The 15,461-nt window shown below is 59.9% G+C and carries 11 protein-coding genes; 4 read left to right on the top strand and 7 right to left on the bottom strand.

Features of this window, described 5'->3' with window-relative positions; genetic code table 11:
- Window positions 1-181 precede the first annotated feature (181 nt).
- The 5 genes from ACUJ47_RS06840 to ACUJ47_RS06820 form a co-directional block, all read right to left on the bottom strand.
- Complete coding sequence (locus ACUJ47_RS06840; RefSeq protein WP_445537659.1) at window positions 182-1,603, bottom strand: PBSX family phage terminase large subunit; 1,422 nt, start codon at window positions 1,601-1,603, stop codon at window positions 182-184.
- On the bottom strand, window positions 1,600-1,995 hold the full coding sequence (locus ACUJ47_RS06835; protein ID WP_445537658.1) for a DUF5681 domain-containing protein: 396 nt from the start codon (window positions 1,993-1,995) through the stop codon (window positions 1,600-1,602). Before ACUJ47_RS06835 ends, ACUJ47_RS06840 begins: the two co-directional genes overlap by 4 nt.
- The gene (locus ACUJ47_RS06830) at window positions 1,992-3,200 is read right to left on the bottom strand and encodes a site-specific DNA-methyltransferase (protein WP_445537657.1); all 1,209 of its coding nucleotides are present in this window, start codon (window positions 3,198-3,200) and stop codon (window positions 1,992-1,994) included. The genes ACUJ47_RS06835 and ACUJ47_RS06830 overlap by 4 nt, the downstream gene beginning before the upstream one ends.
- 707 nt (window positions 3,201-3,907) lie before the next feature.
- Entirely contained in the window at window positions 3,908-4,822 is a 915-nt protein-coding gene (locus ACUJ47_RS06825) for an NAD(P)H-dependent flavin oxidoreductase (protein WP_445538875.1), read from the bottom strand.
- 171 nt (window positions 4,823-4,993) lie between these two features.
- Window positions 4,994-5,887, bottom strand: a complete 894-nt coding sequence (locus ACUJ47_RS06820; protein ID WP_445537656.1) for an oxygenase MpaB family protein — start codon at window positions 5,885-5,887, stop codon at window positions 4,994-4,996.
- 80 nt (window positions 5,888-5,967) lie between these two features.
- Between ACUJ47_RS06820 and ACUJ47_RS06815 the strand changes: the two genes are divergently transcribed.
- Window positions 5,968-7,197 (top strand): acyl-CoA dehydrogenase family protein, encoded by a 1,230-nt coding sequence (locus tag ACUJ47_RS06815; RefSeq protein ID WP_445537655.1) that lies wholly within the window; start codon window positions 5,968-5,970, stop codon window positions 7,195-7,197.
- A gap of 15 nt (window positions 7,198-7,212) precedes the next feature.
- Here the strand turns inward: ACUJ47_RS06815 and ACUJ47_RS06810 are convergent, their stop codons facing one another.
- On the bottom strand, window positions 7,213-8,304 hold the full coding sequence (locus ACUJ47_RS06810; protein WP_445537654.1) for an acyl-CoA dehydrogenase family protein: 1,092 nt from the start codon (window positions 8,302-8,304) through the stop codon (window positions 7,213-7,215).
- Window positions 8,305-8,349: 45 nt separating this feature from the next.
- The gene (locus tag ACUJ47_RS06805; RefSeq protein ID WP_445537653.1) at window positions 8,350-8,973 is read right to left on the bottom strand and encodes a TetR family transcriptional regulator; all 624 of its coding nucleotides are present in this window, start codon (window positions 8,971-8,973) and stop codon (window positions 8,350-8,352) included.
- 127 nt (window positions 8,974-9,100) lie between these two features.
- Here ACUJ47_RS06805 and ACUJ47_RS06800 point away from each other — a divergent pair, with 127 nt between their 5' ends.
- The 3 genes from ACUJ47_RS06800 to ACUJ47_RS06790 all read left to right on the top strand — a co-directional run.
- Window positions 9,101-11,575, top strand: a complete 2,475-nt coding sequence (locus tag ACUJ47_RS06800) for a TonB-dependent receptor (protein ID WP_445537652.1) — start codon at window positions 9,101-9,103, stop codon at window positions 11,573-11,575.
- Between the two features lie 55 nt (window positions 11,576-11,630).
- Window positions 11,631-13,472, top strand: a complete 1,842-nt coding sequence (locus ACUJ47_RS06795) for an AMP-binding protein (RefSeq protein ID WP_445537651.1) — start codon at window positions 11,631-11,633, stop codon at window positions 13,470-13,472.
- Window positions 13,473-13,928: 456 nt separating this feature from the next.
- On the top strand, window positions 13,929-15,461 hold a 1,533-nt coding region (locus ACUJ47_RS06790; RefSeq protein ID WP_445537650.1), incomplete at its 3' end, for an SdrD B-like domain-containing protein.

Genomic DNA, 15,461 nt, shown 5'->3' with positions numbered 1-15,461 from the left:
TTTGGTACACGCCGCTTCATGTGAAGCGGCGTGTACTAACAGTTTCGGGCCGCCGCTGGATGTGTGTCTCAAGCCTTCGTCAGTAGCCCCCCTACCCCGGAAGGGCGACCTCGCCTATTGGAACCCAGACGTAACTGTGAGACCACGCCTTCGGGTCAGGTCAGTGTTTCGCCGATTGATGTCAATAATTCTCCCACATGTGATGCAAGGCGCCGGGCACGCTGATCCGTTTGCCGTGGGAGCTCCGCGGTCGAGTAGGTTCGATCAAGAAGCCCTTAAGACGCTCGGCGGTGATCCTCCCTCTTGAGCTCGCAAATTTAAAGCCGTCGCTTCCTGCCTTGCGTGCGCCCTCGAGCGCGTAGCGCAGAGCATCGATCACGTGATTGTCCCGGTCCGCTAGCTGAGAAAGTATCTCCCCTGTCTGGCGATCCACCTTGTAGCTGTAGTGCGTCAATTCCTCCTGTAGATGCCTGCATCGCGGGTGCACGATGATATCGAAGCTTCGGAGGAACTCGATTCCGTCTTCGACGGATCCAGGCCCCTTGATCGCAGCCTGGATATCGAAGCCTAGCCTTTTCATGTGATCGATCGTTTCAGGGCGTGCGCTATCGGCGGTGATCTTCGTTCTCGCGGCCCCCTCTATGCCAGGATAAGCATTCACGTTCGGCCAGCGCGGGGGAGTGCGGCGATCGCTACCTGCAAACAGGGCAGGCGTCGCATCGATCGGACAGCCAACCGCATAGGCTTCGAAGTCAATAAAGAGAGCACGTCCTTTGCTGTCCGGGACAGCAATCGCCGCCGTGCCTTCAGATTCCAGCCGTCCAATGAAGCAGCGGACCAGGACCGTTGGATCCCTGCTAAACCCCCAGTCGGCACCGAAGCGGTAGCGAGCGTCTTGGGGACTTTCGAAGCGAAGGACCTGCCAGTTCCTGAACACCTGCGCTTCACTGCGGATAACATAATGGCCTTCCCAGACATGCGCATGACGTTCCGGGTCGCGCTCACGATCATATTCCATGTCCCTGCGGAGCACTTCAGGAAACCAGGGATTGTCGCGCCATTGCACCTCGAGGACAATCGAACCGGGGGGCGGCTTTCCTCCCCGGAACAACTGATCCACCGGATCGCTTGGATAGCGCGGGTTATAGCTCCACCAGATCTCTGAGCCTTCCTTGCGGATCGTAGGGATGAGCGCATCGAGGGAGGCCTGTGACAATGTGGCAGCCTCTTCAACCCAGGCAAGGTCGTAGCCTTCGAGTGACTTGATGGCCTGCTCTTTGCCGTTGAGGCCGAGGAACGAAATTACAGAACCGTTGCGCCCCCGGATTTCATTTTCGGTGATCGTGAAGAAGTCGCTGAGGCCAAGGCGAGCGATCGAGTCTTCGATGAGCTTCTTGGCAGAATCGCGGATCGAGTTCTGAAACTCGCGCGTGCAGAGGATCCTCAATTTCTGCCTGCGTGCCCGTTCAACAATCTTGTGCGCGATCGTCCACGATTTTGCTCCGCCTCGCCCACCGAACAAGACGCGGTGCCGAATGCGCTCTGCATCTTCGGTGAAATAGATGTCGAACCAGACCGCCCATTCGGGAAGATCGTACCTCATTGACCGGGCCGCTCGAACTGGCCAGGCTTGGGCAGGGGAACGCTCGACCCCTCGGCACGGTGATGAACGATCTCGAGCCGGTTATCTTCTGTAGTGAGCACATCGGGAAGAAACCGCTCGATCAGCGCGACCACATTCAGGAGATCGCGCGAACTTCCAGTTGCTACCATCTGGATGATCCGTTCGATCAACAGTTCAGCAATGGACATCTCAATCAGCTGGGCACCGCGCTTTATTGTCCGCTTGGAAGCCAGCGCTCTCTCGAGAACCTCTGGGATGGAGATCGCCTTCTTCTTGCGCTGCCCCTTGCGCTTGCTTGCGGCCTTGTTGCCAGGTTTGAAGCGGTGCTCCTTCGGCGCCTTGCAATAGCCGACCTCGTAGTCCTTGCTCATGCTGCCCACTCCTCCTGTCCAGCAGCGCGAACAATCTGACCGGTAGCTGCATTTACGACCTCGATGCCTGTGACCGAGACAAAGCGGTGGAGTATGACGTCGGCATAAAGTGGATCGAGTTCCATCAGGGCGGCCCTGCGTCCCGTTCGTTCGGCGGCAATTGCTGTCGTCCCCGAGCCCGCAAAGGGGTCGAGCACCAGTCCCCCGCGGCGCGAGCAATCGAGCATCGCATCGGCTACCAGCGAGACCGGCTTGACCGTCGGATGCCAGCTGAGCTTTTCCGCACGGTCTTTCTGGAACGAGTTCATGCCGGCAATCGACCAGACATTGGTCCGGTTGCGACCATGCTTACCCAGGGCAACATTGTTGATGTGAGGCGCGCGCCCGCGCTTGAATACCGCCACCATCTCGTGCTGTGACCGGTAGAGCGACCCCATTCCGCCCTGATGCTTTACCCAGCAGCAAATATTCTTGAGCTCGTCGTAAACTTCCTCTCCCGCCTCGAGCAGCACTTTGAGGCCCCGCCAGTCCATGCACTGGTAATGGATCGAACCATCCTCGCTGAACCTCGCCATCTGATCGAACGCGCGGCGCAGAAATGCCTTGAAGGTATCTCGGTCCATCTCTCCTGAACCCATCACGAACTCGCGCGCGTCCTGCTGCCCTGAGACGTGGCCTCGGATCTTCACATTGAACGGGGCGTCCGCGAACACCATTTGCGCCTTTTCATGATCGAGCAGGACGCGATAGCTTTCCTCTTCAAGCGCATTGCCGACAAAGAGCCGGTGGCGTCCCATCAGCCAAAGATCTCCTAACCGCGCCACCTTCGGGACTGAGCCCCTGGCGATTGGCAGATCCTGAGACACTTCATCAGCGCCCTTCTTGTGCCGGTCCTCGACCAGGCGGTCGACCAGTTCGAGATCAAATCCTGTATCGGTGATCTCGAAAGGGGCGTCGCTCAGCGCGATCTCCTCCAGCTCCAGAGCAAGGATTTCCTCATCCCAGCTACTGAGCTCGTTGAGACGGTTGTCTGCAAGCATGAAGGCACGCCGCTCTGCCTCGCTCAGGTGACCGATTTCGATAATTGGCACTTGGCTGAGGCCAAGCCGCCTTGCAGCCTCCACCCGTCCATGGCCTGCAAGGATTGTCCGCTGCCCATCGACAATAACCGGGACATTGTAGCCAAACGAGCGGATCGATGCCATGATCTGACCGATCTGCTTTTCAGTGTGGGTGCGCGCATTGCGCGGATTTGGGAAAAGCGCATCAGGGCTGACATAGGTGACTGCTAGCGGGTCCATTGGGAAACTCCATGTCTATGAACCCGTCCTATTATTAGCATAAAATTGGTCGCGACAATGCTGAAACTTTCGATTTTCTCGATTCGCAATTTTCGTATCGATCCTATACGCAAAACGCGTATCGCAATTCCTGTTTTGTATTTGGTTATTACTTCATTCCGCACGGCAGTCTTCCCTTCATCTGTACTCGGATGAAGGCACTGTTCCACCATGCTTCACACGCCGTAAGGCTGATCTAATCAGAGGCCCCCTCGCGCAGCACTACGAGCTGGGAGAATCCCTGGAAGCTGCGGTTTCGGCTCGCCTCTCCATGGTGCGACACCGATATGGAAACCAGCCGAGTGGTTCCCGATCTAGCTTTGAGCAATTCCCGTACTGTGCACTTGGAATTCCCGTTGAATGCCAAACGGGAAATCGTTCGGAAAGTGGCGGAATTGAGCGGCTTGGCGGAGGCTACGACCACCAAATTAGGTCAAAATTGCGAAAATTCCCGTTAGATTCCCGTTTGAACGGGAAAATCGTACTGAGACAGGTCCGCTCAGGACTGGGCTACGCACCACTTCTTTCGACAGGACAACTTGATACCGTCACTGACGGCCAGCCCGCACCGCTCAGTTCGGGAGCGTCCCTACCAGCCGCCCGGCGATGATCTCCTCCGCCTCGTGCACGATCCGCTCGACCAGTTCCTGCACACTCGGCACGTCATGGATCAGCCCCTGGATCATTCCGGCGCTCCAGATGCCGTGATCGGTATCGCCGCTCTGGTAGCCTTCGAGCCCGCGGCCCCCTTTGACGAGATGGGCCACTTCCTCAAACGGCTTGCCTTCGCGTTCCAGCTTGACCACTTCCTCTGAGATCGCATTGGCAGCGACGCGCGCGGTATTGCGGAAGGTCCGGAAGATCAGTTTGGTCTGCCGTTCGTCCGCATCGACCATGGCCTGCTTGAAGTTCTCATGGATCGGCGCTTCCTTGGTCGCGCAGAAGCGCGTGCCCATGTTGATGCCGTCCGCGCCAAGCGCCAGCGCCGCGACGAGGCCGCGCCCGTCGCCGAAACCGCCCGAAGCCAGCATCGGAATGCTGACCTTGTCGGCGGCAGCTGGGATCAGGATCAGGCCGGGGATATCGTCCTCGCCCGGATGGCCGGCGCATTCGAAGCCGTCGATCGAGATCGCATCGACGCCCATCTTCTCGGCGGATACGGCATGGCGCACCGCGGTGCATTTGTGGATTACCTTGACCCCGTGCTGCTTGAAGTGATCGACATGCTCCTGCGGCTTGTAACCGGCGGTCTCGACGATCTTGACGCCGCTTTCGATGATCGCGTGGCGATATTCGGCATAGGGCGGCGGGTTGATGCTCGGCAGGATCGTGAGGTTCACGCCGAAGGGCTTGTCGGTCATGTCGCGGCAGCGCGCGATTTCCTTGGTCAGGGCTTCGGGTGTCGGTTGCGTCAGCGCGGTGAGGAAGCCCAGCGCACCGGAATTGGCGACCGCGGAAACCAGCTCGGCCTTGCCTACCCACATCATTCCGCCCTGGGCGATCGGATGCTCGACTCCGAAGAGTTCGGTAAAACGTGTCTTCAAGGCTTCTCTCCTCCCGGGCTGCGCTTCAGCCGGATGTGCTTGCGTGGTCCGTCAGCGATCAATGGCAAAGCGGCTGGCGTTGATCCATGCATCAATTTGCGCAGGGCGGCGCGTTCAGCGCCAGGCGGTGTCGCCCGGCAGGCCGAGCCGCAGCGCGGCCTGGTAGGCGGGTGAGGTCGGGTCGACCTTCCGGTCGGCCAGCCTCGCGACGAATTTGACCAGCAGCCGGTCCGTGAAGGAGAGGTCCCATTCGCGGCCGAGCCCCAGCTTCTCGCGGACGACTAGTGGTAATATGTCGACCGCGGCGCGCGCGATGGCGCGATGGATGAAGCTTGGTATCTGCGGGCGAGCCTTGCCCGAGGCAACGATGGCGAGGAATTCGCTGTTGATTTCATGCGCTTCGAAACGCGGCACGAGCCGTTCCATCATCACCAGGAACTCGGCTTCGGAATGCGGGCTTTCGGTTACGCCATAGAGCTTGGCCACTTCGTCGCCGCTGTTCCAATATTCGTGCTTCTCCGTCTCGCTCAGCCGGGTGACGAAGCGGTCGTAGGCTGTGACGAAGCCGAATTTCGCCGTGGCCGATACCCAGTCGAGCAGTTCGGGATCGAGTGCCTTGTAGGCCTCGCCCGATGGCGTCGTCCCGGCGACCTTCGCGTGCATGCGGTTTACGCCGCCGATCACCTGCCGCGCGACACTCTTGGGCCCATAGACGCCCACCATTGCAGCCATACCGGTGCGCTGCGAGCGACCGATCGGATCGACCGGGTAGATCGAGTGGTCCCACACGCCGGAGCGGATGCGGGCATCGGCGAATTCGAGCAGTACGGCGGCAATCCCGCCGATGGCCATGGCGATGCTGTTCTTGAAGATGCGCCAGTGCATCGAGCCGGGCGCGCAAAAGGCTTCCTCTCCCGCGGGCTTGGTAAAATCGATCTGAGCGGGGGTGGAGCTTTTCTGGTACGACTTGCCCGAGGGGCTGCCTTCGATCGAAACCTGCTGATTCATAATGTGCCCTGGCTATTGCGATTTGACCTTGCTGGCGGGTCTGTTATCAGACTTGATAACGCGCCGCAAACAGGATTGATATGAACCTCGACTGGTCACTCGACGAAGAAGCTTTTGCCGCAGAGATTCGCGCAATGCTCTCGGCTGAATTGAGCGAGGATATCATTGATGCGGGGCGCAATGCCACCAGCGTCTATCCCGACCATGAGGCATCGATGGAATGGCAGGCGAAGCTGAACGCGCTTGGCCTGGCCGCGCCGCATTGGCCAGAGGAGCATGGGGGGCGGAACTGGAGCGCCGCGCAGCATTACATTTTCACGAGCGAGCTCGCGAAGGCGGGTGCACCATCGCTTTCGCCGATGGGCATCCACATGGTGGCGCATGTGATCGCCGCTTTCGGCACGCCCGAACAGAAGGCCTATTTCCTGCCGGGCATCCTTAGCGGCGAAGTCTTCTTCTGCCAGGGCTATTCGGAACCCAATGCCGGTTCGGACCTCGCCGCCCTTCAGATGAGTGCCGTGCCCGATGGGGATGATTTCATACTCAACGGCTCGAAGATTTGGACCACGCACGCGCAGGAAGCGAACTGGATCTTCTGCCTCGTTCGGACAAACAACGAAGGGCGCAAGCAAGAAGGGATCACTTTCATACTCGTGCCGATGGATCAGGGCGGAGTGACCGTTCGCCCGCTCACCATGCTTTCGGGCGAAACGGTTCAGAACCAGGTCTTTTTCGAAGATGTCCGCGTCTCGCGCGCCAATGTCATCGGCGAGGTCGATCGCGGCTGGCAAGTAGCGAAATACCTGCTCGAATTCGAGCGGGGCGGCTCGGCCTATTCGGCCGGGCTCAAGGTGCGCGCGCAGGGCATCCGCGAGCAAGCGGCAAGGTTTCCGAAGGGGCAGGGCACGCTGCTCGACGATCCGATATTCGCGCAGAAACTCGCGCGCGCAATGATCCGGATCGACGTACTCGAAGTAATGGAGCTGAAGCTGCTCTCCGCAGCGGGGAAAGGGAAGAGCGTCGGCGCGATGTCTTCGCTGATGAAGATCTTGGGGACCGAACTGGCCCAGCACCTTACCGAGATCGCACTTGAGGCGGCCGGTCCGTCAGGCTCGGTTTTCCAGCCCCACGCCACCCGCCCGGGGGCGGAAGTGCCGAGTTATGAAGCGCCGGCAGACGGTTATGTTTCCGGCGGACGCTGGCACGCCAAGGCGCCGTTGCGCTATCTCAACGAGCGGGCCGGGTCGATCTATGCCGGTTCGAACGAAATCCAGCGCAACATCCTGGCAAAGCATGTGCTCGGCCTTTGATGGCTGGGGAACAGGCTAGTCAGTCACTCTCAGTTGGCGATAGCGCGCCGTGTGGTGGTCGGCATTGCCCAGTCGGCCTTCGAGGGCGGTCGCGCGCTTGAAGTAATGGCCGACCCGCAATTCCTCGGTCAGTCCCATGGCGCCGTGCAACTGGACCGCTTCCTGCCCGATCATGCGCAGTCCTTCGGAAACCGTCGCCTTGGCCGCTGCAACCGCTGCCGGATCGGTGACCTTCAATGTGGCGAGCAGCGAAGCGGCAGCCAGTTCCTGCGATTTGAGGAACATGTCGACCATGCGGTGCTGCAGTGCCTGGAAGGAGGCGAGCGCAACTCCGAACTGCACGCGGTCCTTCGAATAGGAAACGGTATCGGCCAGCATCACTTCCGCCACCGCTGCGCCCTCTGCACAGAGTGCAGCCGTGCCGCGCAGGATCGCGGTGCTTAGCGCCGCTTCTGCCGCTGCACCGCGCGCGAGCAAGGCGTCGTCCGGGAGTTCGAGCCCGTTGAGCACGATATCCGCAGACGGTGTCTCGTCGATCAGCGCGTATTGGTGCAAACGTCCGGCAAGTGCATCGCGAGTGAGAGCAAAGATCGCAAGCTCGCTATCGGCTAACTTGGCCGGAACCAGTACCTGGTCGGCATCGCCAGCAAAATTGACCGTCAGTTTTGTTCCGCTCAGCCGCCATCGGCCTTCAATGGTTTCGGCAGAAGCTGCGATCGCGCGGATATCGCCGCGGGTCTGCGCTTCTTCGATGGCGGTAACAGCCAGTTTACGGCCCGCGACCAGTTCAGCGACCAGTTCCTGTTCGCCGAGCGCTGCCAACAGATTGGCCGAAATGACCAGGCAATCGACATAGGGCGTCACCGCCAACGCGCCGCCGAGGCTTCCCGCGACGATCATCTCCGCTTCAGCGCCGCCATCGAAGCCCCCGACCTCCGATGACTGGCCGGCTCCTGCAATACCGAGCTCGCCATCCAGTTCGCGCCAAAAATCGAGGAAGTCGACGCCTTTCTGCGCCGAGCGCCGCTCGAACGGCAGGCGCTTTTCCAGGAAGCGGTCGGCCGCCTGTTTCAGGAGTCTCTGTTGTTCGTCGAGTTCAAGATCCATGGCGATCCTCTAGACCCGGAGCGAGTTATTTATCAAGTCTGATAATTATGCCAGCAAGCCGGCCAGCAGCGTGTCTACCGTCTGTGCCTTGTAACGTTCGTGGAGTGCATCGTCCGCATTCGGGATACCCCCAAACACGGCCGAAAGCGTGAATCGGTTGGAATAGAGCCCGTCGGCTGCGCCGATCGTGTTGAAGTAGAACAGCTTGGGGTCGACCTTGCGGAACTCGCCCGTGGCGATGCCTTCCTCGATGATCCGGTGCTGGGCGCTTGCAATCGGCTTCAGCAGTTCTTCCGCGATATGATAGACGCGTTCTGCCGATGCGTCGCGCACCATCGCCTGGATGAGCCGGTTCAGATACGGGATCTGGTAGTAGGTATCGAGGATGCCGTTGAGGTGGAGCCGCATCCGCTCGGTCGGCGAAATCCGCAACCGGTGCAGCGCTTCCAGCTGCCGGATGCGCACACCGACATCGCGATCGAGCAGGGCCAGCAGCATCCCTTCCTTGCTGCCGAAATAATACCGGATCATCCCGTGGTTGACGTTTGCCCGGGCGGCAATGTCGAGAATCCCGACATCGATCGTGTCGAGTTCGCGCATCAGCGCGCTCGTCGCATCCAGCAACGCTTCGCGGATCACGCCTTTGTCTTCCCGATGGGCTGTCCGCACCTGCCACCCCTCTCCTTTTGTGCAGTTCTAGCTCTAACCCGCAAAACATGCCTTGCAAGTTCTATCAGGTCTGATAATTTATCAGCAATGATAACGGCGTGTCCAGTGCGCCGTCAGGGGAGAGGAAATGACGAAGCCAATTCTGTCGCGCACCGCACTTTTTGTTGGAGCAAGCATCGCAACCCTCGGCATGGCCGCGCCGGCGATGGCGCAGGATGCAGCGGAGGACGAAAACTCTGCGGAAACGTCGAATACGATCATCGTGACTGCCAACCGTCGCGCGGAAGCGATCAATGACGTCGGCCTCGCGATCCAGGCATTCACCGGCGAACAGCTTGCCAACCTCAAGGTCAATTCAACCGAAGACCTGCAGGTCGTCGTCCCCAGCCTCAACGTTTCGCGCGGTTATCAGGGCATCCCAATTTACACGCTGCGCGGGATCGGCTTCAATACGATCAACCTGTCCGCAACTTCGACTGTCGGCACCTATCAGGACGAAGTCGCGCTCGCCTATCCCTTCATGAACAGCGGGCCGGTTTACGACCTCGAGCGCGTCGAAGTGCTCAAGGGGCCGCAGGGCACGCTCTATGGCCGCAACACCACTGGTGGACTGGTCAATTTCATCACCGCCAAGCCCAAGTTCGGCGAACTTGGCGGCAGCCTTTCGGTCGAAGCGGGCACCGAGAGCACGCTCAATTCCGAAGGGTACATAAACCTGCCGATCGGCGAAGCGGTTGCTGCACGCATCGCGTGGCGCACCGAAGACAGCTGGGACGGATGGCAGAAAAGCGTTTCGCGCGATGACGAATTGGGCGAAGTCCATCGCTATGGCGGCCGCCTGACGATCACTGCCGAGCCAACGTCCGACATGAAGATCGAGCTGGCGGGCAGTTTCTGGATCAACAAGTCGGACACGCTCGCGGCTCAGGCTGTCGGCTTCACCCCCAACACCGATCCGGCGAACGGCACCGTCTTCAGCCTGTTCAACGCCCCCGGGCTGGCGGACTATGTTGCTGCCAATGCAGGGAAGTGGGACAGCAGCTCGGCCGACTGGCAGCCCACGTCGCTTCGCGCGGCGAATATCGGGCGCGGCACCGGAATCGACAATCCGAACCAGGAAGATAGCGACTTCATCGGCCTGCGAGGCTTGTTGCAGTATGACCTGACCCCCGACCTCAGCTTCATCTCGCTGACCGGCTACAACAAGGTGACGCGCGACGCGGCATATGACTGGAGCGGCGCGCCCTATGAAATCCTGAGCCAATGGGCTGTCGGCAAGGTCGAATCCTTCTCGCAGGAAGTCCGATTGCAGGGCACGGCCGGCCCGGCCGAATTCGTGGTCGGCGGCTATTACGCCAATGACAAGGTCACCGACACCAACCAGACGCTGCTTGGCGAGAACGCCAATGTCGGCGCGGTGCGCGCGCTGATCCTTATGGAAGACCTGCTGAATTCGCCCTTTAATTCGCCCGGTTACACCGTGACCGACGTTTTGCAGGCGTTCAGGACCTATCGCGATACCGCCGATTTCGACGTCGAAACGTGGAGCATCTTCGCCAATGCCGACTGGGAACTCTCGCCCGAACTGAAACTGACCACCGGAATCCGCTACACCGAAGACAGGCAGGATTATGTCGGCTGTTCGCGCGACTACAACGGCTCGATGGAGCCCAACGTCAACCTGTTCAACCGGGCGTTCTTCTTCCTGGTCTATGGGGAGTTCACCACTCCGATCACCGCAAACCAGTGCAACACCTTCGACGTGGACGCGCTGACCTTTGGCGCGGTGACTTCGACGCTCAAGGAAGACAATGTCGCCTGGCGCGGCGCGTTGACCTGGGAGCCGAATGACGACACGCTGGTCTATGCCTCGGTCTCGCGCGGCTACAAGTCAGGCTCGACCCCGGTCAACGCTGCAAACATCGCGACGCAGAACCGCCCGGCCAAGCAGGAAGAGCTCACCGCCTATGAAATCGGCACCAAGCTCGCTCTGGCCAATCGCCGCCTCAACCTCAACGTCGCGGGCTTCTATTACGATTACACCGACAAGCAGTTGGCGGTCTATTTCGCCGACCCGATCTACACGACCCTGCTGCGGCTCGATAACATACCGGAATCGCGTGCTTACGGGATCGACGGCGATCTTGCGTGGCGAGCCACCGACGAGCTGACCTTCACGCTCGCGGCGACCTGGCTCAAGACCGAGATCAAGAATTACATCGGCATCAACGCAGCGGGCCAGCCATTCGACTTTGACGGCCTCGCCTTCCCCTACAGCCCGAAGTTCTCGGCGGCTGCAGCGGCAACCTACGATACGCCGGTCACTGAAACGCTGGGCATCCGCGCTATACTTAATGGCCGCTACCAGGGCTCGACCTCGAGCACGATCGAACAGTTCGCTCCGCTCGCGATCAAGGATTACGGCATTCTCAACGCCAGCCTCGCGGTTTACGATCTCGACGGAGGCTGGGAAGCATCGCTGTGGGGGCGCAACATCACCGATACCTATTACTGGGCGTCGGCGGCCACCAACGCCAACACTGCCGTTCGCTTCCCGGGCCGCAGTTCAAGCTTCGGCGCGAGCGTGCGCTTCCGCTTCTGACAATGACTTGCATTTCCCGGCACCGTGACGGCACTCTCGGTGCCGGGAGAGAATCATGACCGATACAGCGCAGCCACCTTTCAGCCCGCTTCCGCAAAAGGGCCCCGCGACCGAGGTAGAATGGCGGGACGATGGCTGCGTCCTCGTCCGTTCGAAGCACCCGCCGGCCGATGTCCCTTCGAACATGGCGGCGATACTGCGCGATCGCAGCGAGCGACATCCCGATCGCCTGTGGCTGCTCCAGCGCGAACCGGGCCACGGCCCGTGGACCGGCGTTACTTATGGCGATGCGCGGCGCGCAGCGGATTCGATCGGCCAGTGGCTGGTCGACCAGGGCCTGGGCAGCGACGATGCGGTGATGGTGATTTCGAGCAATTCGCTCGACCATGCCTTGCTGATGCTCGGCTGCTATACGGCGGGCGTTCCCATTGCGCCGGTGAGCGCGGCCTATTCCCTGATGTCGCAAGACCATGAGAAGCTGCTGCACTGTTTTGGCAAGATCGGCGCGAAGGTCGTCTTCGCGAAGGAAGGCCAGTCTCATGCGCCAGCAATCGCCAAGCTGCGCGCGGCAGACCCGGAACTGAGGGTCATCACCTGCGACGGCATGCCCGAGGGTGCGATGAGCTTTTCGAGCTTGCTCGAAACCGGGCCGGGGGAATCGCTGGAGGCGCGCTTCGCCGCGATCACACCCGACACGGTGGGCAAATACCTCTTCACTTCGGGCTCCACCGGCCTTCCCAAATGTGTGCCGCAGACTCACCGGATGATGACCACGGTGATCGCCGGGACCGAGGGGTTGGCGCTCGAACCGCGCGATGCGCGCGAGCCGCCGGTCACGCTCGAATGGATGCCGTGGAGCCACATCAGCGGCGGCAACATCTTCTTCAACGGGATGCTGTGGGCCGGCGGAACGGGCTATCTCGATGAAGGCAAGCCGGTGCCCGGCATGTTCGAGACGACGATCAAGAACCTCTACGAAGTCTCGCCGACGGTTTTCGGGTCGGCACCGATCGCCTTTGCCATGCTGGCCGATGCGATGGAGGCCGACGAACGGCTCCGTGCATCCTTCTTCAAGAAGGTCGTTTCACTGGGATATGGCGGCGCAACCTTGTCTGACGATCTCTACGACCGGCTGCAGGCGCTCGCCATCGCCGAAACGGGCAAGCGAATCCCGATCACGACCATGTATGGTGCAACCGAGACGCAGGGGATCACAGTGGTCCATTGGGAGGCCGAGCGCGTCGGCCTGATCGGGCTGCCGCTGCCCGGAACCACGCTCAAGCTCGTGCCCAATGGCGAGAAGCTGGAAGTTCGGGTGAAAGGCCCCTCGGTCACGCCGGGATATGTCGACGAGCCGCAGAAGAACGCAGAAGCCTTCGATGAGGAAGGTTTCTACAGCCTCGGCGATGCGGCGCGCTTCGTCGATCCGCAGGATCCGGACAAGGGACTGGTGTTCGACGGGCGCGTAACCGAGGATTTCAAGCTGTCGAGCGGAACCTGGGTTTCGGTCGGGACGCTGCGACCGGAGATCGTCGCCGCCTGCAGCCCGCTGCTTCACGATTGCGTGATCACCGGGCAGGACAAGCCCTTCATCGGTGTGATGGCTTGGCCGAGCCCGCAAGCCGCGCAGAAATTCATGGGCGATTTCGGCCCCGAAGGTATCGTCAAACTTGGAGAGGCGGTGGCCGAACGACTGGCTGCCTTCAACCGATCAGCAGGCGGCAGCTCGCGCAGGGTAGGGCGCTTGGTCGTGCTGACGACACCGCCATCGCTCGACGCGGGTGAGATCACCGACAAGGGCTATATCAACCAACGCGCCGTGTTGACGAGTAGGGCTGCGGACGTGGATGCGATCTATTCCGGCCAGGCGGGCCCGCTGCTATTCGATATCGGGTAGCCCGACCACGCCGACGATCTGCCGCTGAACTGTCGGGGCGATGGAACTGCGTTAGCTGCAGCGCGCTAACTCTATGCGGGACTCGGCTGACCTGTCCCGAGTGATTCCATATAAATCACTGAAATTATGTAGCTCTTTGGTAGCGTTGACTCTTCAGGTTCAACGGGTAACCATACTTATCCACAGCCCGAGTCGCTGGAATTAAAAGGAATCCTAGGATTCCTCATTTCCGGCGTTCGGAGCTGAAGAAAACAGGGTTGCGAGCAGTCCTTAGACGGTGATCGGGCGAACGCCTGACCATGTCCAGATACAGCTTTCGCGCTTGGTTTGACTCCGCATCCTGTCCGTACGCCTGCTCGGAAAAACTAGTGCTTACGAATTAGCTCGAATGCTCTGCATTGCGGGCGATTGGCAGTTGTTTGGGCGTAGATCTTGGATGCGCCGGGGAGTCTGAAGATGACGGAAGCAGTCTATACTGATGGCACTGGCGACTATTATGACCTGACCAAAAAGTTGGGTGACGAAGCCGAAATCAACGGCGCGCTGTTCTTCGCTTCTCAGCCGGATAGTACGTCTGGCACCGGCGTGATCCAGGCATTCGTCCGCGTCCAGGCGACTGGCGACGAAGAGGGATACAACACCGACGGTGTCCTCGTTTACGACGAGAACAGTTCTGACTCCTTCACCCACTCGCTCCTGCTGAACGAAGTGCCGATCGTCATTATCGATGGTGTGGAGTATTATGAATTCCGGCTCGACATCAACCAGACCAACAGCAATCCGCTGCTTTCACTCAACGAACTCAAGCTCTACTCCACCAGCGATCCCAACATTACAGGCGAAATCGGCTCGTTCTCCAGCCCGGCAACGCTCGTTTACGATCTCGATGACGCGGACCTGGACGGCGCTGACGATACCGACAACACGATCCTGCTCGATTATTCGAACGAAGCCGGCAGCGGCCGTTCGGATATGTTCTTCTATGTAGCAGTCGCCGAATTCAATGGAGCAAATCCGGCCACAACCTATGTCGTGCTCTATTCCGAATTTGGCACCACTGGCACGCTTGATGCGAGCGACGGGGGCGATTTCATTGTTGGTGGTGACGCGGCGTACCTCTGGGGCAATTACACTTCGAACGACGGATTTGAGGAATGGTCGGTGTCGAAGGCTGCAACCGGCGCTCCCATCTATGGCTACAAATGGGCCGACCTCGATGCTGACGGCGTTTGGGACGAGAACGAAGTGGCGCTCGGCGGTTTCCGGTTCGACTATGAACTGACCTACACGATCGAAGGGAAAGGCAATGATCCCGATGTCACTGACACGATCATTGGCACGACAACAACCGATTCAACCGGGAAATATACGATCTTCCTGCCCGGGGCGGACAGCTACACGCTGACGATCACCGAAGTGTACGATGCGAGCGAATGGTTCAACACTTACGATGGTGACGGCGTGCTCGACGCCGAACTGCTGGAATACAGCTTTACCGCCGATGATCTGCCGCACATCGTAAAGATAAAAGGCGTCGACACGCTAAGCCCCGATCTTGTGAGTGGCACCTTTGGCGAAGCCGACCAGATGAATTTCGGTAACGTCAAGTTCGGTCGGATCGACGGCTACAAATACGAGGATCCCGACGGCCTGCTGGGTACTACCGAGGGCCGGACTGCATGGGAAGGCGTCAAGATCGAGCTCCTCGATGGCGACGGCATCGTCATTGAGACCGACTATACTGACGAGACCGGCTATTACAGCTTCGAAGGGCTCCTTCCTGGCGATTACTCTGTGCGCGAGACGCTGCCAAACGGTAGCTACAACCTGACCGACATCACGGTCGATCTCGACGGCAATGTCGCTACGGTCGATGGTGAAGGGAATGTCTCCGGGTTCGACGAGCAGGTCGACTTCTACAACACCCAGTACGGCTCGATCTCGGGTTACAAGTACGAGGATGCGGACGGGGTTGAGGGCGGCGTCGGC

It is taken from the genome of Altererythrobacter sp. Z27 (genome assembly GCF_052683155.1).
This window is presented reverse-complemented; position numbering and strand designations above follow the sequence as displayed.

Excerpts from the sequence above, each read along its gene's own strand:
- ACUJ47_RS06795 (WP_445537651.1), top strand. The coding sequence starts at position 11,631 with ATGACCGATACAGCGCAGCCACCTTTCAGCCCGCTTCCGCAAAAGGGC.
- ACUJ47_RS06835 (WP_445537658.1), bottom strand. The coding sequence starts at position 1,995 with ATGAGCAAGGACTACGAGGTCGGCTATTGCAAGGCGCCGAAGGAGCAC.
- ACUJ47_RS06810 (WP_445537654.1), bottom strand. The coding sequence starts at position 8,304 with ATGGATCTTGAACTCGACGAACAACAGAGACTCCTGAAACAGGCGGCC.
- ACUJ47_RS06840 (WP_445537659.1), bottom strand. The coding sequence starts at position 1,603 with ATGAGGTACGATCTTCCCGAATGGGCGGTCTGGTTCGACATCTATTTC.
- ACUJ47_RS06820 (WP_445537656.1), bottom strand. The coding sequence starts at position 5,887 with ATGAATCAGCAGGTTTCGATCGAAGGCAGCCCCTCGGGCAAGTCGTAC.
- ACUJ47_RS06825 (WP_445538875.1), bottom strand. The coding sequence starts at position 4,822 with ATGATGTGGGTAGGCAAGGCCGAGCTGGTTTCCGCGGTCGCCAATTCC.
- ACUJ47_RS06815 (WP_445537655.1), top strand. The coding sequence starts at position 5,968 with ATGAACCTCGACTGGTCACTCGACGAAGAAGCTTTTGCCGCAGAGATT.
- ACUJ47_RS06830 (WP_445537657.1), bottom strand. The coding sequence starts at position 3,200 with ATGGCATCGATCCGCTCGTTTGGCTACAATGTCCCGGTTATTGTCGAT.
- ACUJ47_RS06800 (WP_445537652.1), top strand. The coding sequence starts at position 9,101 with ATGACGAAGCCAATTCTGTCGCGCACCGCACTTTTTGTTGGAGCAAGC.